The organism is Pseudomonas sp. GL93 (genome assembly GCF_003408955.1).
GTDB lineage: Bacteria > Pseudomonadota > Gammaproteobacteria > Pseudomonadales > Pseudomonadaceae > Aquipseudomonas > Aquipseudomonas paracarnis.
Window position 1 is genome coordinate 40,547 of the sequence record NZ_NKRF01000064.1, and the last position, 19,008, is coordinate 59,554.

At 61.0% G+C, this 19,008-nt stretch carries 21 protein-coding genes; 5 read left to right on the forward strand and 16 right to left on the reverse strand.

Annotated elements, in window-relative coordinates; translation table 11 throughout:
* Positions 1-20 precede the first annotated feature (20 nt).
* The 5 genes from CER19_RS11405 to CER19_RS11425 form a co-directional block, all read right to left on the reverse strand.
* Positions 21-1,010: an ABC transporter ATP-binding protein gene (locus CER19_RS11405; protein ID WP_034127242.1), complete on the reverse strand. Its 990-nt coding sequence runs from the start codon at positions 1,008-1,010 to the stop codon at positions 21-23.
* Positions 1,007-1,807 carry an ABC transporter permease gene (locus CER19_RS11410; protein WP_003190144.1) on the reverse strand — a complete coding sequence of 267 codons (801 nt, stop codon included), beginning with the start codon at positions 1,805-1,807 and terminating at the stop codon, positions 1,007-1,009. The genes CER19_RS11405 and CER19_RS11410 overlap by 4 nt, the downstream gene beginning before the upstream one ends.
* The gene (locus CER19_RS11415; RefSeq protein WP_116666494.1) at positions 1,794-2,639 is read right to left on the reverse strand and encodes an ABC transporter permease subunit; all 846 of its coding nucleotides are present in this window, start codon (positions 2,637-2,639) and stop codon (positions 1,794-1,796) included. The genes CER19_RS11410 and CER19_RS11415 overlap by 14 nt, the downstream gene beginning before the upstream one ends.
* Positions 2,636-3,442: an alkaline phosphatase family protein gene (locus CER19_RS11420; RefSeq protein ID WP_116666495.1), complete on the reverse strand. Its 807-nt coding sequence runs from the start codon at positions 3,440-3,442 to the stop codon at positions 2,636-2,638. The genes CER19_RS11415 and CER19_RS11420 overlap by 4 nt, the downstream gene beginning before the upstream one ends.
* 180 nt (positions 3,443-3,622) lie before the next feature.
* Positions 3,623-4,699 carry an ABC transporter substrate-binding protein gene (locus CER19_RS11425; protein ID WP_003190150.1) on the reverse strand — a complete coding sequence of 359 codons (1,077 nt, stop codon included), beginning with the start codon at positions 4,697-4,699 and terminating at the stop codon, positions 3,623-3,625.
* 351 nt (positions 4,700-5,050) lie between these two features.
* Between CER19_RS11425 and CER19_RS11430 the strand changes: the two genes are divergently transcribed.
* Positions 5,051-5,764, forward strand: a complete 714-nt coding sequence (locus CER19_RS11430) for a UTRA domain-containing protein (protein WP_116666496.1) — start codon at positions 5,051-5,053, stop codon at positions 5,762-5,764.
* 146 nt (positions 5,765-5,910) lie between these two features.
* On the opposite strand, the gene CER19_RS11435 is transcribed toward CER19_RS11430, so the two are convergent.
* From CER19_RS11435 to soxR, 10 genes are all read right to left on the reverse strand, one after another.
* A complete protein-coding gene (locus CER19_RS11435; protein ID WP_116666497.1) occupies positions 5,911-6,864 on the reverse strand; it encodes a metal ABC transporter solute-binding protein, Zn/Mn family in 954 nt (317 codons plus the stop codon).
* Entirely contained in the window at positions 6,864-7,763 is a 900-nt protein-coding gene (locus tag CER19_RS11440) for a metal ABC transporter permease (protein ID WP_116666498.1), read from the reverse strand. The genes CER19_RS11435 and CER19_RS11440 overlap by 1 nt, the downstream gene beginning before the upstream one ends.
* A complete protein-coding gene (locus tag CER19_RS11445) occupies positions 7,760-8,506 on the reverse strand; it encodes a metal ABC transporter ATP-binding protein (RefSeq protein ID WP_116666499.1) in 747 nt (248 codons plus the stop codon). Before CER19_RS11445 ends, CER19_RS11440 begins: the two co-directional genes overlap by 4 nt.
* The gene (locus CER19_RS11450; RefSeq protein WP_116666500.1) at positions 8,503-9,423 is read right to left on the reverse strand and encodes a metal ABC transporter substrate-binding protein; all 921 of its coding nucleotides are present in this window, start codon (positions 9,421-9,423) and stop codon (positions 8,503-8,505) included. The genes CER19_RS11445 and CER19_RS11450 overlap by 4 nt, the downstream gene beginning before the upstream one ends.
* A gap of 19 nt (positions 9,424-9,442) precedes the next feature.
* The gene (locus tag CER19_RS11455; protein WP_116666501.1) at positions 9,443-10,003 is read right to left on the reverse strand and encodes a DUF6162 family protein; all 561 of its coding nucleotides are present in this window, start codon (positions 10,001-10,003) and stop codon (positions 9,443-9,445) included.
* Entirely contained in the window at positions 10,000-10,323 is a 324-nt protein-coding gene (locus CER19_RS11460) for a hypothetical protein (protein WP_014717808.1), read from the reverse strand. The genes CER19_RS11455 and CER19_RS11460 overlap by 4 nt, the downstream gene beginning before the upstream one ends.
* A complete protein-coding gene (locus CER19_RS11465) occupies positions 10,320-10,856 on the reverse strand; it encodes a hypothetical protein (RefSeq protein WP_019817260.1) in 537 nt (178 codons plus the stop codon). The genes CER19_RS11460 and CER19_RS11465 overlap by 4 nt, the downstream gene beginning before the upstream one ends.
* On the reverse strand, positions 10,853-12,055 hold the full coding sequence (locus tag CER19_RS11470) for a PepSY domain-containing protein (protein WP_116666502.1): 1,203 nt from the start codon (positions 12,053-12,055) through the stop codon (positions 10,853-10,855). Before CER19_RS11470 ends, CER19_RS11465 begins: the two co-directional genes overlap by 4 nt.
* A gap of 755 nt (positions 12,056-12,810) precedes the next feature.
* On the reverse strand, positions 12,811-13,272 hold the full coding sequence (locus tag CER19_RS11475) for a VOC family protein (RefSeq protein WP_116666503.1): 462 nt from the start codon (positions 13,270-13,272) through the stop codon (positions 12,811-12,813).
* A 74-nt stretch (positions 13,273-13,346) separates the two neighbouring features.
* On the reverse strand, positions 13,347-13,802 hold the full coding sequence (soxR, locus tag CER19_RS11480) for a redox-sensitive transcriptional activator SoxR (protein WP_116666504.1): 456 nt from the start codon (positions 13,800-13,802) through the stop codon (positions 13,347-13,349).
* A gap of 100 nt (positions 13,803-13,902) precedes the next feature.
* Here soxR and CER19_RS11485 point away from each other — a divergent pair, with 100 nt between their 5' ends.
* On the forward strand, positions 13,903-14,268 hold the full coding sequence (locus CER19_RS11485; protein WP_019817256.1) for an antibiotic biosynthesis monooxygenase: 366 nt from the start codon (positions 13,903-13,905) through the stop codon (positions 14,266-14,268).
* Here CER19_RS11485 and CER19_RS11490 read toward each other — a convergent pair.
* Positions 14,257-15,354 carry a sigma-54-dependent Fis family transcriptional regulator gene (locus tag CER19_RS11490; protein WP_116666505.1) on the reverse strand — a complete coding sequence of 366 codons (1,098 nt, stop codon included), beginning with the start codon at positions 15,352-15,354 and terminating at the stop codon, positions 14,257-14,259. The two genes, CER19_RS11485 and CER19_RS11490, sit on opposite strands and share 12 nt — an antisense overlap.
* A 268-nt stretch (positions 15,355-15,622) precedes the next feature.
* Between CER19_RS11490 and CER19_RS11495 the strand changes: the two genes are divergently transcribed.
* The 3 genes from CER19_RS11495 to CER19_RS11505 form a co-directional block, all read left to right on the forward strand.
* Positions 15,623-15,892, forward strand: coding sequence for a hypothetical protein (locus tag CER19_RS11495; RefSeq protein ID WP_003190175.1), 270 nt, complete (start codon positions 15,623-15,625; stop codon positions 15,890-15,892).
* 231 nt (positions 15,893-16,123) lie between these two features.
* Positions 16,124-17,284, forward strand: a complete 1,161-nt coding sequence (locus CER19_RS11500) for a cysteine desulfurase family protein (RefSeq protein ID WP_116666506.1) — start codon at positions 16,124-16,126, stop codon at positions 17,282-17,284.
* A 48-nt stretch (positions 17,285-17,332) separates the two neighbouring features.
* Positions 17,333-19,008 (forward strand): M24B family metallopeptidase (locus tag CER19_RS11505; RefSeq protein WP_133298328.1); only part of this gene is annotated, 1,676 nt, incomplete at its 3' end.

The following is a 19,008-nucleotide window of genomic DNA, read 5'->3' on the forward strand; positions in this document are numbered from 1 at the left end:
TCTCAATAGGTCACTGCCTGTCAGGCTACTTCACACAGTGCGCTGGGGTCGATGGAAAGTGCCAGGCGCTGGCCATCCGGGTGCAGATCGTCGGCCGAACGATTGAGCACGTCTACCACCAGCTCGACGCCACGGGCTTCGATGCGGTAGCGAATCACGTTACCCAGCAGGCTGTGGCTACGCACCAACGCATCGAGCTCGCCGCTGCGGCTCAACTCGATGGCCTCGGGGCGAATCGCAATGCGCCCGCTGATCGGCCTTTGCAGCAGTTGGCTGGCCTTGTCGGCATCAAGCAGGTTGTAGTTGCCGATAAACCCGGCAGCGAACACATCCACCGGAGCGGTATAAAGGGTTTCGGCATCGCCGCTCTGCACGATCTTGCCCTGGTTCATCAAAAAGATGCGGTCGGACATGGTCAGCGCTTCTTCCTGGTCATGGGTCACGAAAATCGTGGTCAGCCCAAGTTCGCGCTGGATCTGGCGGATCTGCTCGCGCAAGTGCTTGCGAATACGTGCATCCAATGCCGACAGCGGTTCATCGAGCAGCAGCAGGCGCGGGCGGGTTACCAGGGAGCGGGCGAGGGCGACGCGCTGGCACTGGCCACCGGACATCTGGTGCGGATAACGGCCGGCCAGGTCCTTGAGCTCCACCAGTTGCAGCACTTCTTGTACGCGCTTGTGGCTGTCGTCGGCGTTGACCTTTTGCATGCGCAGGCCGAAGGCGACGTTCTGTTCCACAGTCATGTTGGGAAACAACGCGTAGCTTTGGAACACCATGCCGATCTGGCGTTTCTGTGGGCTCAGGGGCACGATGTCCTGGCCATCCAGGAGGATTTGGCCACTGTCCACCGGGGTAAGCCCGGCGATGCAGCGCAGCAGGGTGGATTTGCCGCAACCGGACGGGCCGAGCAGGGTGACGAACTCGCCTTTGGCGACCTCGCAATTGATATCGCTGAACACCGGGGTGCCGGCGTAGCCTTTTTGCAGGTGTTGGACGCTGACGAAGCTCATTGGCTTTTGTCCTTGTTCAAGAGAGTGGCGGCCCAGGTCAGTACCAGCACAAAGAAGAAATACGAGATCACCACGGCACTGGTGAAATGGCCACTGCTGTTGCGCATGTTGTTGAGGTACACCTGCAGGGTTTCGTAGCGGGTCCCGACGAGGATGTTGGCGAACACGAACTCGCCGAACAGGAACGAGAACGACAGCAGCAGCGCCACCATCAGGCCCTTGCGCAGGTTGGGCAGCACCACCAGGATCGCGGCCTGCCAGGTGCTGGCGCCGAGCAGTTGCGAAGCGTCCATCAGGTCGCGAAGGTTGATGGCTTGCAGGTTGTTGGTGATCGCGCGGTACATGAACGGCAGCGCGACGGTGAAGTAGCAGCCGATCAAAATCCACGGCGTGCCCACCATCGCCAGCGGCCCGGAACCGTACAGTTGCAGCAGACCCACCGAGGACACCACCGGCGGCACCGCAAAGGGCAGCAGGATCAGGATGTTCATCAACGCGTCGAGCTTGGGAAAGTGGTAGTGCACCACGAACAGCAGCGGCAAAATCAACACCACCGAAAGGATCAGTGCGCCCACGCAAACCAGCAACGATTGCCCGAAGGCCATCAGAAAGCGCGGGTCGCTCCACAGCTGTACATACCATTTCACGCTGAAGCCGGCGGGCAGGATGGTTGCCGACCAACTGCTGGAAATCGAGTAGACAAAAGTGCCCACCAGCGGCAGCACCAGGATCAGGAATAACAGGTACACCACCACCCGATGGTAGAGGGAGGCCGGGCCGGCTTCAGCGCGAGACATGGTAGCTCCTCTTGAGCAGCAGTTGATGCACCACCGTGACCACGGTCATCAGCGCCACCAGCACCACGGCCAGGGCGCTGGCCATGTTCGGGTCCAGCGACACATCGCCAGAGACCAGGCCGGCAATGCGAATCGGCAGCACGTTGAAGTTGCCGGTAGTAAGCGCATAGACCGTGGCGTAGGCGCCGAGGGCGTTGGCCAGCAGGATCACAAAGGTACCGAGCAGGGCCGGGGTGAGCACCGGCAGGCCGATATGTCGCCAGAACTGCCAGCCATTCGCACCGAGCAGGGCGGCCGACTCGCGCCAGTCTTCGCGCAATGCGTCGAAGGCCGGGTAGAGCAGCAGCACGCCGAGGGGAATCTGGAAGTAGGTATAGAGGATGATCAAGCCGGTTTTCGAGTACAGGTTGAAGTCCTCAATGATCCCGGCCTGCTTGAGCATGAGGGTGATACTGCCGTTGAACCCCAGCAGGATGATGAACGCGAAGGCCAGGGGTACGCCGGCGAAGTTGCTGGTCATGTTGGCGAACGCGGTGACGAAGTTGCGCAGCGGCGAATCCACTCGGCGCAGTGAGTAGCTGCCCAGGGTGGCGATGATGATGCCGAAGATGCTGGAGTAGAAACTGATCTCCAGGCTGAACTGGACGGCCTGCCGGTAGAACTTCGAGGTGAAGATGCGGGTGAAGTTTTCCAGGCTCCAGCCGGACTCTTCGGTTTGCAGGCTGCTGATCAGCACCCACACCAGCGGCGCGATCTCGAACACGATAAAGAACAGTGCGAAGGGCAGCAGGCATAGGAGGGCCAGCCATTTGCCGCGGGTCAGTGCATTCACTTGAGCAGCTCCCGGCACACAGGTTTGTCGTGGGGCACGCCCAGCAGTTCGCAGATGGTGCCGCACAGGTCGGTCTGTTTCGGCGCGGCATCAGTGTCCAGGCTGAAGGCGTCACCGATGACGAACAGTGGCACTTCCCGTTCTTCGCGCAACAGCCCGTTGTGGGAGCGGTCGTTGTTCATGCCATGGTCGGCGGTGACCAGTACCTGGTAGCCGGAATCGAGCCAGTTTTGCAGGTAGTCGGCCAGGATAATGTCGGCCGAACGCGCGCTGTTGCGGTATTGCGCAGTGTCGAGGCCGTGCTTGTGGCCGGCGTCGTCGATGTTCATCGGGTGCACCAACAAAAAGTTTGGCGCGTGCTTGAGCCGCAGGCTTTCGGCATCGGCGAACAGGTGGGAATCGGGGTAGTGGTCATTCCAGTAGAAATGCCCGTGCTGGATCGCCAGCGCCTTGTCGTCGGTATGACGATCGCGGGCGGCGAGAAAGGGCGTGCGGTTATACAACTCGCTGACCCAATGGTAAGCCGCCGCCGCGGTGCTCAAGCCGGCGTCGGTGGCGTAATGGAAAATGCTGCGCTGGTTGGACAGGCGCGAGACGTTGTTGTGCACGACGCCGCTTTGAATCGGCGGCACGCCGGTGAGGATGCATTCGTACAACGGGCGGGACAGGGCGGGCAGTTCACATTCCAGTGTGTAGAGGGCTGCGCGTCCAGCGCCGACATAGGCCTGCAAGTGCCCCATGGCGTGCCGGGCAACCTCGAAGTTGAGGCCGTCGAGCACCACAAGGATGACATTGTGCTTCATGGGGGCTCCGCAACAGAGGGTTGAACCAATTTAACTGGAGGAACAGGGCAAAACTGTGGGAGCGGGCTTGCTCGCGAATGCGGCAGCTCAGTCAGTCGATAAGTCACTGGCCCACCGCATTCGCGAGCAAGCCCGCTCCCACACTGGATCTCCACTGGATCTCCAATGTGGGGTAAACCCTTACTTCATTTCTACGATGACTTGCTCGTTCCACATCTGTGGCAGCTTCTTGGACGTCGCTTCCCAGGCATCGGCATCCTTGATCGGCTGCGGGTTGGCCTTGGTGTACTGCTCGCCAGGGATCAGGTTCTTGGCAACGTCCGCCGGCAGTTTCAAGTCGGTTTCAGCCCGGATCGGACGCGCATTGCCGCGCGCCAGGTTGAGCTGGCCAGCATCGCTGAAGATGTATTCGCGGGTCAGCTTGGCGGCGTTCGGGTGCTTGGCGTATTTGTTGATGATGGTGGTGTAGCCGGATTTCACCGAGCCATCCGAGGGGATCAGCACCACGTAGTCATCCGGGTTGGCCATCTTGGCCTTGTAGCTCAGGCCGTTGAAGTCCCAGACGAGACCCACTTCGACTTCGCCTTTTTCCATGGTGGCGATGGTTGGGTTGGACAGCGAGAGGCGACCTTGCTGGGCGATCTTTGTAAAGAATTGCAGGCCCGGGGCGATGTTTTTCTCGTCGCCCTTGTTGGCGATGGCCGCGGCGAGGACCGCGTTGGAGGCCTGGGCGGCGGTGCTCACGTCACCCACCGATACCTTGTATTTACCGGTTTGCAGGTCAGCCCAGGTGGTGGGCACTTCGGAGCCGTGCAGCAGCTTCTTGTTGACGATAAAGGCAATGGTGCCGGTGTAGGCCAGGGCCCAGTGACCGTCCTTGTCTTTCGCCCAATCCGGCACCTGCGCCCAGGTAGACGGTTTGTACGGCTGGGTGACTTCCTGCTTCACCGCGATCGGGCCGAAGGCCGCGCCCACGTCACCAATATCCGCGCTGGCGTTGTCTTTTTCGGCTTTGAACTTGGCGATTTCCTGGGCCGAGCTCATGTCGGTGTCGATGTGCTTGAGGCCGTAGGTTTTGGCCAGGTCTTCCCAGGTGCCTTTCCAGTTGGCCCAGTCATCGGGCATGCCGACGCTGTTGACGGCGCCTTCCGCTTTGGCGGCGGCTTCCAAGGTTTTTAGATCGGTATCAGCAGCCATGGCGGCGGTGCACATGGCAATGGTCGAGCCTAACAGTGATGCCAGGAAAAGCTGTTTCATCCGAAGCTCCTTTGGGCGTTTTCAACGCGGCGTTTTATCTGAACGTTAGCGGTGGTTTGGTCTAGGTCAGCAATACCTGAGCCAATCTAGGCCCCATGGATGACAGTTTCATGTCGATGTCGTTTTTGAAGCGCTGATGTCGCTCAGCTCCGACTTAGCGTAGACCATGCCCAAGTGCCCGCAGGCCCTGGACTTGGCCGATGTATTGCAGGGTGTGGTAGAGGCAGTCGACAGCCTTTGTCATCTGTCGGTCATCTGGAGTGCCTAGGCTGGCACACAGCAGCAAAAGCCCAGATAGCGCGCGTTTTGTGCACCTGAACGGTGCTGGTCTAGTCCAGATAGGTAACGTTGATGCGTGATGAGGCAATCAAGGCGGTAACTTCCATCGGCCTGGCGCTGCAGGAGCAGATCGACCATGGCCTGTTGCCGCCTGCCAGCAAACTGCCCGCCGAGCGCAAGCTCAGCGAGTTGTTTGGTACCACTCGGATTACCGTGCGGGAAGCCTTGTTACAACTGGAGGCCCAAGGGCAGATCTACCGCGAAGAGCGTCGGGGCCGGTTCGTCTCACCGCCACGGCTGGCCTATAACCTGATGCAGCGCAGCCACTTTCACGCCATGGTCAGCGACCAGGGGCGCGAGGCTTCCACGCAGGTCATTTCAGCACGCTTGCAACCGGCGTCGGCGGCGGTGTGCGCGTGGTTGCAGTTGCCGGCGTTGTCGAGCGTGATCCAGATTTGCCGGGGCCGCAGGATTGACGGACGCCTGGTGTTGTACGTGGAGCACTACCTGAACCCGCAGTATTTTCCGGGGATCCTGGCGTGCGATTTGAATCAGTCGATGACTGAGCTGTATGCCAGCAAATATGACTTGCACTACGGGCGGGTGCGCTTCGAGATAGTCCCGACCTCACTGCCGGTGGAAGCGGCCGCTGCGCTGCGTGTCTCGGTGGGCAGCCCGGGCTTGCGCATCGCCCGGGTCAACTATGACCAGCATCAACGCCTGATCGACTGTGACCTGGAGTTCTGGCGGCATGATGCGATTCATGTGGGTGTGGATGTGGTGTAGCGGCTGATGCACCGCGAACCCGTGTGGGAGCTGGCTTGCCTGCGATGGCATCGACTCGGTATGCCTGATAAACCGAGGCGCCCGCATCGCAGGCAAGCCAGCTCCCACATTGAACCGAGTTTATCCCTGACGGATCGGTGGCTTGCCTAGGGCGTAAGAGCCTTGATCACTTGGTCCACATTGGTTTCCAGCTCAGTCACCGGGTCGGCGCCGTCCACATTCAATACCAACAGTCTGGCGCCGCCGGCAGTGACGGCGGCTTTGACTGCATCACTCGGTTGACGGTGATGCAGCACCACCGCCACGTCGCTGTCCTTCAACGCGCTGCTGAGTTTTTGCAGCGCCTCGGGCGTCCACTCGGCATCGGGCCGTGCATCGGTACTGAGCACTTCCAGGTTCAGGCTGCTGACGAGGTACGCGAAGTGATCGCTCAAGCTGAGCACACTCAGGTTGTCGGCCTTGGCCAATCGCGCCTCGCTGTCGGCGGTGAGCTTGAGTAAACGCTGCTTGAGCGCGGCCAGGTTAGCGTCGATCCTGGGTTTGGCTGCCGGCGCCAGGCGGCTCAGGTCGGCGGCCATCACGTCGGCCATGCGCCCCATATTGTTGCTCGATTGCCAGGGTTGGCTGTTCAAGCCATCGGTGACACCCGGTTGTACTGCGATACCCGGCAAGCCGCCGTCCACCGGGCGTGCGGCATCGACTTCGACGATACGAATATTGCTGCGCCGCGCCACGGGGTACAGCGGGTCATCGGCCCACAGCGAGCGCAGGCCGATGGCCGCGTCGGCGTCCAGCGCCAACTTATTCAATGCCGCAGCACCGCGGCCGGTGAAGTAGGACACCTGCCGCGAACCCGGCAGATTGGCCGGTGCGGCGCGTTCAAGCGCTACGTTGGTGCCTTTGAGCAGCGCCTCGGCCAAGCCGTAGGTAATCGGCAGCGAGGCCAGCACCTTGACCGGCGGCTTGGTCTTGGTCAGGGCTGCGTGACCGAGGCCCTGGTTGACTTTGAAGTCCTTGGCGTCGAAACCGTCGACGGCCAGCGCCGACGTACTCATCAAGCAAGCGATGGCCAGGGCCAGTGGGCGAAAGGCAGGGCGCATTATCCAAGATTCCCTTTGAGGCTGGGCACAACGCCACGGGCGATGGCGGCGAAGGCGAAGGCGATACCGGCAACCAGAATGATGGCGGCGCCGGATGGGATGGGCAGGTCGAAGATGATCGGCAGCAGGATGCCGCACAGGGTGCTGATGGTAGCGATCAGCACCGAGATCCAGAAGAAGCCTTTGAGTGACTGGCTCAACAGGCGCGCCGCGGCGGCAGGAATCACCAGCAAGGCACCGACCAGGATTGCGCCGATGACCTTGACCGCGGCCACGGTGATCAGGGTCACCAGGATCACGAACAGGTAGTCCAGGCTTTTCACCGCCACCCCGCGTACTGCCGCCAATTGCGGGTTGAAACTGGCCAGCATGATGCGGTTGTACAGCGGCAATGCCAGGGCCATCACCAGCGAGCCGACAATGGCCAGTACCAGCAGGTCGTTGCCGTTGACCGTCAGCACCGAGCCAAACAGCACGTTCTCGAGAATGTGCACGTTGATCTTGCCGGCCAGGATCAGCAGCAGGCTTGCCCCCAGTGCCAGGGACACGGACAGGAACACGCCGATCAAGGTATCGGGCGCCAGGCCGGTGCGGTTACGCAGGTAATTGAGCAGGATGCCGAACAGCAGGCAGTAGCCAAACAGGCTGCCATAAGGCCCGGTATAGGGTTCGCCCAGCAGGATGCCCACGGCCACGCCGGTCAGCGCGGCATGCCCGACCGCTTCGGAGAAAAACGCAAAGCGCTTGACCACCACCAGCGTACCCAGGCCGCCGAGTACCGGGCCGATCAACAAGCCGGCGAGCAGGGCGTTGACCACAAACCCGTAGGCCAGGGCTTCGGGCAGGTAACCGGAAGAGGCCCAGCCCTGGACCATCAAGCGAAAGGCTTCATAACTCATGGCGCCGGGCTCCGAGGGTGGGTGGAGAACAGAGTGAGCAGGCGGTCCGGGGTCAGCGCCTCCTTGGGCGTGGCGTCGAACAGCACGCGGCGGTTCAAACCGGTGACGCGGTCGGCCAGGCGGCCAACGGCTTCCAGGTCGTGTTCGATCCACAGCACCGTAATCCCAGCCAGGCGCCAATCGTTCAACAACCGTTCGAACACCTGGATACCGGCCTCATCGAGGGCCGACATCGGCTCATCCAGCACCAGCAATTGCGGCGCCGGAATCAGCCCCTGGGCCAGCAGTACACGCTGGCGCTCACCGCCGGACAACGCGCCCATGCGGCGCTTGCGCTTGTCTTGCATGCCAACGCGCTCAAGGGCATCGCCAATCGCCCCCGCGTAATGCCTGGAAAGGCCCAGAAACGCCGGGCGACGCTGGCACATGGCAGCCATGAAGTCGTCCACGGTCATCGGCAAGCCCCGGTCAAATTCCAGCGCCTGGGGTACGTAACCGATGGTGCCGGGTGCGGTTGGCCATTCCAGGCTCAAACGCCCCTGGTGCGGCGTCTGCCCCAGCAGGGTCTTGATCAGCGAGCTTTTGCCGCCGCCATTGGGGCCGACCAGCGCATGGATGCTGCCCGGCTGTACCTGGAAACTCACGCCATCGAGGATCACGGTGCGCCCCAGGGTCAGCGAGATCTGGTCGAAGTTCAGGGTGGGGCCGACGCTGACGGCGTTCAGTTGCTGCGCGGCGCTCATGCTCCCGACTCCTGAATCGCCCGTACCACGGTGTTGAGGTTGCCGGTCATCTCCACTTCGTACTTCTCTGCGCTGTATTCGCCGTAGGAAATATGCGACAGCGGGTACAGCTTGACTCCGGATTCATGCTGGATGGTATCGACGTAGGAGGACGGGAAATCCATCTCCGAGAAGATCACTTTCACATCCAGAGCACGCAGTTCATCGATGGTCTTTTTCAGCTGGCTGGGGCTTGGCTCGATACCGTGGGCCGGCTCGACCACGGCGGTGACTTCCAGGCCAAACTCGCGCAACAGGTAGTCGTAGGCCGCGTGTACGGTGGCGACGCGCAGGTCCGGGTTGGGCGCGCTGGTCAGCTTGGCCAGGGCGTCGGCGCGCATCTGGCGCAGGCGCTTGCCGTAGGCCCGGGCGTTCTGGGTGTAGGTTTTGGCGTTGTCCGGGTCGAGCTTGCCCAACTCACGGGCAATGTTATTGACCTGGGCAATCGACGCGCTGATCGACAGGAAGGTGTGCGGGTTGACCACCTTGCCCGCACCGCGTGCTGCGTTACCGGTAGCGGCGAGCAGCGGCACGTTGGCGTTGGCTTCGATCACCTTGATGTCCGGGCGCTCGCTGGTGGCGATCATGCGGTCGGCGAAGTCGTCATGGCCGACGCCGTTGAGCACGATCACATCCAGGGTACCAATGCGCTTGATGTCTTCGGCGCGCGGCTCGTAGGCGTGGGGGTTGAAACCGGCGGGAATCAGCGGCACCACTTCGGCCTTGTCGCCCACGATATTGGCTACGTAGCTGTAATAGGGGTGCAAGGTAATGCCGATACGCAGGCGCTTGGCCGCCTCGGCATTGGCAAGGGGGGCGAGCATCAGGCTGAACAGGCCAACCAGCAACAGGCGCAACAGGGGCGATGACATAGGCATGGGCAATCGGTCTTCTCGTTCAGTGACGGTGTTGGCGGGTGACGCCGGCATCGAATTGCGCGACTACCTGCTGCCAGCCGGCCGCGATCAACGCCTGGTCAGTGAGGTCGGATGGGGCGGCAAGGTTGGCGCTGCGGTTGAGCCAGATATCCGGCTCACTGCCTTGCACGCGCATCAGCAGCGAACCGCTGGTGGCCGGCACCTGGCTCAAGCCCAGGTAGGCAGCCGGTGCCAGCAACTGCCAGCGATGGCCGCCACGGCTGACCGAACTGGCGTCCTGGGCAAATGGCGCGAAGCCTTCTTCGGCCAGTTGCTCAGGTGTCGGCAGGGCGCTGTGCTCCTGCTGCAACAGGTGGATTTCATCCAGGGTCACCCGCAGGTCGGCGTAGATGCCTTGCTCGGCCGCGCTCAGGTCGCGGCGGGCGTCCAACTGGTGGCTGGGCACTGCCGCGACTTCCTGGGTTTCCCCGTGCAGCGCCACGACCGTGCCCGCCACCGCGAGGATGATCAGGCACAACAGCAACACATAAAGAGTTTCGTGGCCCGCGCCAGCGGGGCGTACAACCTGTGTGGTACTCATTGCGACGGGATATCCGCTTGGTCGATTTCCACCACGTGGCCGGGGCCGGCATCAAACAGCACGTAGAACTCGGCGGCGGGCTTCTTGAAGGTCAGGGTCGAATCCTCGCCAAGCTTGCCCGGCACCAGGATGGTTTCGTCGTAGCCGATCACATCCAGGGTTACGCCGGGGGCGCCACTGCCGTCGGAGAAACCGCCTTTGCACTGGATCTGCTCGCCGGGGATTTCTTTGCATTCGCACATCGGGTTGTGGGCGAAGGCGGTGGTGCTCAGGCCGGCGCACAGCAACAGCGCGGCGCGGGTGAGGCGCTTGAACGTCATGGTTTGACTCCTTGCTTGTTCAGCCAGGCAATGGTGGCAGGCGAGGCCTGGCTCAGCGGGATGGAACCCTGGTGCATGCTGCCGTCCCACCCTTCCATGGTCACCCATATTTCGGCGTCCGCCGGGGTGCGTTCGGGGATCGGCAGGGCGGCGCCCATGCGGTACGGCGTGCCGAAGAAGATCACTCCGGCAGCGCGCAGGCTGCGGGGTTTGCCGATACGCAGGTAAGTGGCCTTGACCTGCTCGGCACAGGTGTCACACAGGGCAGCGTTAAAGAACTTCATCGGGCCAGCCGGGTTCGGGCTCGGGCCTTCGTTGCGAAACTCAGCCAGCGTCAGGCTCCAGGGGCCGACTTGCACTTGCCCGGCCACGCGCTCGCCGATGCCGGTATCTCCGCGAAACAACGCGGCGTCGGCAAAGTATTTAGGCATGAACCCCAACGGCACCAGCAACAGCAGGATGTTGATATGGAAACGCCATTTGAGCCAAAAGGCGCGCAGCGGGGACGGCGGTACGGTTGCGACCTTGCTCATCGCTGGGCCTCCGGGGTTTCGGTGCGCATGGCCGGGGTGGGCATGGGCTGACGTTGCGTCTTGGCCTCGCGCTTGAGGGCGTTGAGGGTGGCCAGAGCGGTGCGCTTGGTCCAGATCAGCAGGCCGCTCAACACCATCATGCTCAGCACCAGGCCGAAGAACGCCCAGATCAGCTTGATCCACAGACCGCCAAAGTCCCCGGTGTGCAGCGGGCGCATCGACTCGGTGACAAATTCCAGCGGGGTACGGTCGGACAATAAGTTTGAGACCGCGATTTCACCGTCATAGGGGTTCAACTGTGCGGTCTGGAACATCAACGGGTACCAGCCTCGCCCGCCGATCTGCAGGTGGCTGTAGGCGTTGCTTGGCATGAACACAAAGCTGGCGTCCAGGCCGGGGATCCGCTCGGCGGCGATGTCGATCGCCTTGTCGATAGGGATCATCGGTGCCGGTACGCCCGGTGCCGACAGCGGCACCTTTTCCCGCGCAATCACTGGCACGATGGGTTCACTGGAAATGGATATCTGGTTGTCGCCCAGGACAGCCTCGATCAGGAACCAGGTGCCGGTGATTGAAATGACCGCGATAAACCAGATCGACCAGATGCCGCTCAGGCGGTGAAAGTCGCCCCAGAAGATCCGTGCGCCGTGGCGGATGCGCAGGGTAGGGCGCAGGAAGCCTTTCCAGAAGCGCTTGTACACCACCAGGCCGGTGACCAACGAGGCGAGCAGCGGCAAGCCCAACGCGGACACCAGGTACCAGCCCCAACTGTACCCATTGGTGAATGGCACTAGCCACCAGCCATGCAGGGCGCGGGTGAATTGCTGGAAATTGAACGAGGGGCTGATGCCCTGGATCGCGCCGGTGTAGGGGTTGGCATACACCTCCACGGAGCGCCCATCCGGGTAGCTGAGGCCGACGCTCAGGGCGAAGTGCGATTCATCCGGGCGGATGATGGACTGGACGATGGCCTTGGGCTCATCGTGCTTGATGGCCGCGATCACCTGGTCAAAGCTCAGCGGCTGAGCGTCATCCGACGGCTTGCTGGCGCGGATATCCGGGTTGGCCAGCCACACGATTTCCTGGCTCACCACGGCCAGGGTGCCGGTGACGCAGACGATCAGTACAAAGAACCAGATGGGCAACGCCAGCCAGCTATGGACGAGAAACCAGAGTTTGGAGCGTGACTTCTTCGACATATAAATGAGGGTCTTGATCGGAGGGGCGATGGAGGCCCGGAAAAGGCCAGTCGTAGCTTTTGCTGACGCGACAGGCTGTATCTAAGTTAGGACGGATGAGAATGAGAAATCCCTAAGGCGGATATGAAAGAAAATGTTTCAAGCTCGCAGTCAGGGTGTGTGGCGTAACCTTTGGGATATAGCTTGTCTGCGATCACGGCCTACCAGCCGACGCCTTTCTATCTGACGCGCTGAGGTCTAAATGTGGGAGCTGGCTTGCCTGCGATAGCGGTGGTTCAGTTGCAGATTAATTGACTGACCCGCCGCCATCGCGGGCAAGCCAGCTCCCACAGGGGATTGATGCCGGGCGCTGATTCCGTGGGCAATACCCAACCAATGTTGGAGCGGGCTTGCCTGCGATAGCGGTGGTTCAGTTGCAGATTAATTGACTGACCTGCCGCCTTCGCGGGCAAGCCCGCTCCCACAGGGGATTGATGCCGGGCGCTGATTTCGTGGGCAATACCCAACCAATGTGGGAGCTGGCTTGCCTGCGATAGCGGTGGTTCAGTGACAGACTCATTGACTGACACGCCGCCTTCGCGAGCAAGCCCGCTCCCACAGGGGATTGATGCCGGGCGCTGATTCCGTGGGCAATACCCAACCAATGTGGGAGCTGGCTTGCCTGCGATAGCGGTGGTTCAGTTGCAGATTAATTGACTGACCCGCCGCCTTCGCGAGCAAGCCAGCTCCCACATTGGATGTGTATTGCGCTGCAACTATCCGCCTTGCTTGAACATTTGCATGGCACGCTGACGGATCTGTTCCTCGCTCAGGTCTTCCTTGTGAGTCGCCAGGAACCACAGGTGCCCGAACGGATCCTTTACACTCGCCGAGCGATCCCCATAGAACTGATCCTGCGGCGTGGACACTACGCTGGCGCCGGCATCAACCGCCTGTTTGAATTGTTTGTCCACGTCATTCACATACAGGTGCAGGCCGACACTGGGGTGTGCGTCAGGATTGCGCAGGGCTGTTTCGTCGCAGGGCGTGCCTAACATGATCACCGCTTCGCCAATACGCAGCTCCGCATGGCCGACCCTGCCGTCAGGCATGTCCAGGCGCATGAACACTGAGGCGCCAAAGGCCTTCTTGTAGAACTCGATCGCCTTTGCGGCCTCGTTGATGCCCAGATAGGGGGTAATGCCGTGATAACCCTCGGGAATAGGTTTAACGCTCATAACGTTCTCCTTTGATTGTGGTTATGGGGTTACAGCCTTTTCACTATAGGTCACGTTGCATTGCGCAGCTGGCGTTACCGATCAGAATCAGGCGTGGGCTCCAGCAGCTGCGCACCGGGGCCACGCTCACCCAGCTCGTCATCGTGATTGCGCAACGGGCACGCCTCCATCGACAGGCACCCGCACCCGATGCAACCATTGAGCTTGTCGCGCAGCAGCATCAGCTTGTTGATGCGCTCATCCAGATCTTCACGCCATATCGCCGACAGCCGTTCCCAGTCGTGAGCGTTCGGTGCGCGCCCCTCGGGCAGGGCCCGCAATGCCTCGCCAATGGTCGCCAGCGGAATGCCCAGGCGTTGGGCGATTTTGATCAGCACCACCCGGCGCAGTACATCCCGTGGATATCGCCGTTGATTGCCGGCATTGCGATTGCTCTTGATCAGCCCTTTGGATTCGTAGAAGTGCAGGGCGGTGACCGCCACGCCGCTGCGAGCGGCCAACTGACCGACGCTGAGTTCGTTGCTGAGCATGTAAGGCTCCCAAACAGTGCTTGACCTCGACTTAACTAGAGGTTTTACCCTGCGTGGCATCGAATCGCAAGATTCTGCCTACAAAGAGAGGGGAGTGTTCATGCAGGTATCAGAGAAGAGTCGCAGCTTCACTCAACTGATCGAATTTCACATCGAGCCTCGTCAGCAATCCGCGCTAGTGGCCGCCTTGACCACCCAGAGCGAGCGTCTGGCCGTGCGCCATGGCGGCTTCTTGAGTGCCAGCGTACAGGTCAGCGATGACGGGCGCAGGGTGCTCAATTATTTGCAATGGCAATCGCGGGAAGAGGGTGAGGCCGCCTTCAAGTGTTTTGAGCAGGGCGGCGAAGATTTCTGGACGCTGATCCGCGCTCACCGGGCCACGGCCGTGACCTTTGGCGCATTCCAGGTACTGCGCAGTTTTGAGCGCAGTCAGGACGATGCCTTGCACTGCCGACTAAATGGATAGATGCAGCATCCGTTCGCCTTGCACATTTTCCCCGGGCCTGCGCTTGTTGACCGCCAGTTCGCCGATCTTGATCAGGCGAGCGCGAGCGACGTTGCGGCTCAGTCCCAGCAGATTGGCGGTGTGCACTTGGTTGCAGTGGCTGAAGTGATAGGCCGCGCGAAATAAAGCGTCCTCGACCTTTTCATGCAGGGCGCCGGACTGTTCCTCGAAGAGCTTTTGAAACGCCCGCGCCAGCAGGGCTTGCGCACTGGTATCGGTGTCGCTGTCGTTCTGGCGTTCGATGCGCAGGTTCGACAGGCGCAGGTCGTCGGGTTCGATCACAGCGTTGCGGCAGATCAGCAGGGTGTGATGAATCACGTTTTCCAGCTCACGGATATTGCCCGGCCAGCTGTAGCGCTTGAGCTTGTGCTCGGCCTCGTGGCTCACGCTGATCGGGCCATAGCCCAGGCGCTGGCTGTAGGTTTGGATGAAGTGCCGGGTCAGCGGCAGGATATCGTCGGTACGTTCGCGCAGCGGGCTTAGTTCCAGGCTGACTACATTGAGGCGGTAGTAGAGGTCTTCACGGAAATGCCCGGCGTTGATGGCCTTTTCCAGTTGTACATTGGTGGCGGCCAGGACTCGCACATCGATTGCAATGCTCTTGCGCGAACCCAGGCGCACCACCTCACGCTCCTGTAGCACCCGCAGCAGCTTGACCTGGATGGCCATCGGCAAATCGCCGATCTCATCCAGAAACAAGGTGCCGCCGTCAGCCTCTTCGAACCAGCCGGCCTTGGCGCTGAGGGCACCGGTAAAGGCGCCTTTCTCATGGCCGAACAACTCGGCTTCCACTAGCGCTTGGGAAAAGGCCCCGCAGTTCACCGCCACGAAGGGCCGGTTTCGCCGCGCACTGAGGTGGTGGATATGCCGCGCGACAAGTTCTTTGCCGGTGCCGGTTTCGCCGATGATCAGCACGCTGGCTTCGCTGGGGGCCACTTGCTGGATATGGTCGAGCAGGGCCTGGGACTTTGGGTCTTCGAAGACCTGGGCTGTGGCGCGGATCGAGGTCGCGAGGGCAGGCGAGGGCGGCAGGGTGAACAGCTGCATGGTGACCTCTCAGGGGGAATTTGGGCTTTGTTGAAGGGCTGTTGCCTGGTGGACAGTGGGCTGCGCGCAAGGTCTTTATAGAGGTATCGTCTTAATTCGTAAATGAAGGTGTTTCTATATTTATAGAACTTAAATGAATATAAAGGCGTTCCCCCGACGGACGCCGATACGCGTGATAGCGACTATCACGGACGATGATTTTTCAGCGAGAAGGGCCGGGAGTAGCCTGTGTTCATTGACTCGAAACCTCCTTCGCAGGGCTATCGCCATGAACCGTTTCCTCGCTGTTTCCTTTTTACTTGTCACCTCTGTCCTTGCGGGTTGTGCGACCCAGCCTTCCCCGGAGTTGCGTCCCTATACGGCGGAGGAAACCAAGCAGTTGGCCCTGGAGGCCCTGGGCCGTCGTGGCTTGTCGTTTGACGACTACCAACGCCAGCGCGCCGCATTGCTTGGCCAGCCACAAAAGCCCTTCGGTTTTGATCGCCAAGGTGAAATGAACGCCGAGCGCAGCGTGGTCCTGCATGGTCGGCCCAGTTGAGCGCGCTTCGTGCAGCAAAAAGCCCGAGGTTTCCCACAAGGAACCTCGGGCTTTTTGTTTGCCATGGGGCTACTTCAGCCTGTTAAGCTCATTCCAGGAGCGTTCCTACGCACATTTAAATAAAGTTACCTTCTTTAATGGCATTCGATCGGTTAAACCTGACGACCTCTGTTCTGGTCGATGCCCCCCGAGACGCTGCTCTTGGGAATACGCTCTGCGAGTTTTTACCTCATGAATAAACGTCCGCTGTATTTCGACTACGCCGCCACCACGCCGGTGGATGAGCGAGTTATCCAGGTGATGGTCGAGTGTCTGGGTTTCAACGCCCACTTCGGCAACCCTGCGTCCAGTTCCCATGCATTCGGCCAAGCGGCCCGGCAGAAGGTTGAACAGGCGCGTCGCCAGGTGGCCGAGTTGGTGGTGGCCGAGCCCGAGCAGATAGTCTGGACCTCCGGTGCCACGGAATCCAACAACCTTGCGCTCAAGGGCGTAGCCCAGGCCCGTGGTGTGGCGGGTGGGCATATCATCACCAGCCAGATCGAACACAAGGCCACGCTGGACACCGCGCGGCAATTGCAGGAAGCCGGAGTGGCAGTGACTTACCTGGTACCGGATGCAGACGGCTTGATCAGCGTCGAAGCGGTCAGCGAAGCCTTGCGCGAGGATACCTTTCTTGTCTCGCTGATGCTGGTCAACAACGAACTGGGCACCCTCAACGATATTCCGGCCATTGGCGCGCGGGTGCGTGAGCACGGCGCGTTGTTCCATGTGGACGCGGCGCAAGGGGCAGGCAAAGTGGCTATCGACCTGGCCCGGTGGCCGGTGGACTTGATGTCGTTCTCTGCTCACAAGCTGTATGGGCCCAAGGGTATCGGCGCGTTATATGTCGGGCCTCGGGCGCAGCAGAAGGTATTGGCGCAGATTCACGGGGGGGGCCACGAAGGCGGTTTGCGCTCCGGCACCCTGGCGACTCATCAGATTGCCGGCATGGGCACGGCGTTTGCTCTGGCTGCGGCGTCTTTCGCGGATGAGAAGGCCACGATTGTCGCGCTGCGCCAGCGCTTGCTGGATCAGTTGGCGTCGGTGACCGGCTTGCGTCTTAATGGCAGCCCAACCCAGCGTATTCCGCACACACTGAGCCTTACCTTCAGCGAAGGCGAATTCAATTCAGCCGCATTGAGTGCAGGCATTGCCTTTTCCGCGACTTCAGCGTGCAATTCGGCCAGCAATGCGCCGTCTCATGTGCTCCTGGCCTTGGGGCATGACGCTCGCAGTGCTGCTCGCACTATTCGCTTGAGCCTGGGTAGGTTTACCACCGAAGAGGATATCGACCAGGCCGTGCAGTTGATCAAGGCCGCATTGGCGAGTGCGCCAGCGTTCTGGGCGGTCTGATTTATCATCGCAATACATAACAATTATTAGTGGTTAGCAGGAGACACAATGAGTACGCAGCCTTTGACCCATGGAACGGTTCCCCAGCGCCTGGCGCGCACCCGTGAACTGATGCGCCGCGAAGGCATTCATGCCTTGCTGGTGCCATCGGCGGACCCGCATTTGTCCGAATATTTGCCGGGTTACTGGCAAGGGCGCCAGTGGTTGTCCGGTTTTCATGGTTCGGTGGGCACCCTGATCGTCACGGCGGGGTTTGCCGGGGGCTGGGCGGATAGCCGTTATTGGGAACAGGCGACCAAGGAGCTCAAGGGCAGCGGTATCGAGTTGGTGAAGCTGCAACCGGGTCAGCCTGGACCGCTGGAGTGGCTGGCCGAGCAAACCCCTGAGGGGGGCGTGGTGGCGGTGGACGGTGCGGTTATGGCCGTGGCCTCGGCACGTACCCTGGGTGGCAAGTTGGCCGAGCGTGGCGCGCGCCTGCGTACCGATATCGATGTGCTCGATGAAGTCTGGCAAGACCGACCGGCGTTGCCGAACCAGCCGATCTATCAGCATCTGCCACCCCAGGCCACCGTCAGTCGTGGCGAGAAACTGGCCGCCTTGCGCGCCAGTTTGAAAGACAAGGGCGCCGATTGGCATTTCATTGCGACGCTGGATGATATCGCCTGGCTATTCAACCTGCGCGGCGCAGATGTGTCGTTCAATCCGGTGTTTGTGTCCTTTGCCTTGATCAATCAGCAACAAGCCACTTTGTTTGTGGCGTTGGGCAAGGTCGATGCGCAACTGCGGGCGGTGCTTGAGCAGGATGGCGTGACCCTGCGTGATTACAGCGAGGTGGCGCAAGCGTTGCGAGCGGTACCGGCGGGCGCAAGCTTGCAAGTAGACCCCGCCCGCGTTACCGCCGGCTTGCTGGTAAACCTCGACGCGGGCGTCAAGCTGGTTGAAAGCCTCAACCCCACCACACTGGCCAAATCCCGCAAGAGCCTGGCGGACGCGGAGCATATCCGCCAAGCCATGGAGCAGGATGGTGCGGCGCTGTGCGAATTCTTTGCCTGGCTCGACAGTGCCCTGGGCCGCGAGCGCATTACCGAACTGACGATCGACGAACACCTGACCGCTGCGCGTACCCGCCGCCCAGGCTATGTATCGCTGAGTTTCAATACCATTGCCGCCTTCAACGCCAACGGCGCTATGCCGCATTACCACGCCACCGAAGAAGAGCATGCGCTGATCGAAGGTGATGGCTTGCTGTTGATCGACTCTGGCGGCCAGTACCTGGGCGGAACCACGGACATCACGCGGATGGTGCCTATCGGTACACCGAGTGAGGAGCAGAAACGCGATTGCACGCGGGTGCTCAAGGGCGTGATTGCTCTGTCCCGTGCGCAGTTCCCCAAGGGCATTCTTTCACCGTTGCTGGATGCCATTGCCCGTGCACCGATCTGGGCAGAAGGCGTGGACTACGGTCACGGCACAGGCCACGGCGTAGGTTATTTCCTCAACGTGCATGAGGGGCCGCAGGTCATTGCCTATCAGGCTGCTGCGGCGCCACAAACGGCGATGCAGCCAGGGATGATTACTTCAATTGAGCCGGGTACTTATCGCCCTGGCCGTTGGGGCGTGCGCATTGAGAACCTGGTGTTGAACCGTGACGCGGGCAAGACCGAGTTTGGCGAATTCCTCAAGTTCGAAACCCTTACCCTGTGCCCGATTGATACCCGCTGCCT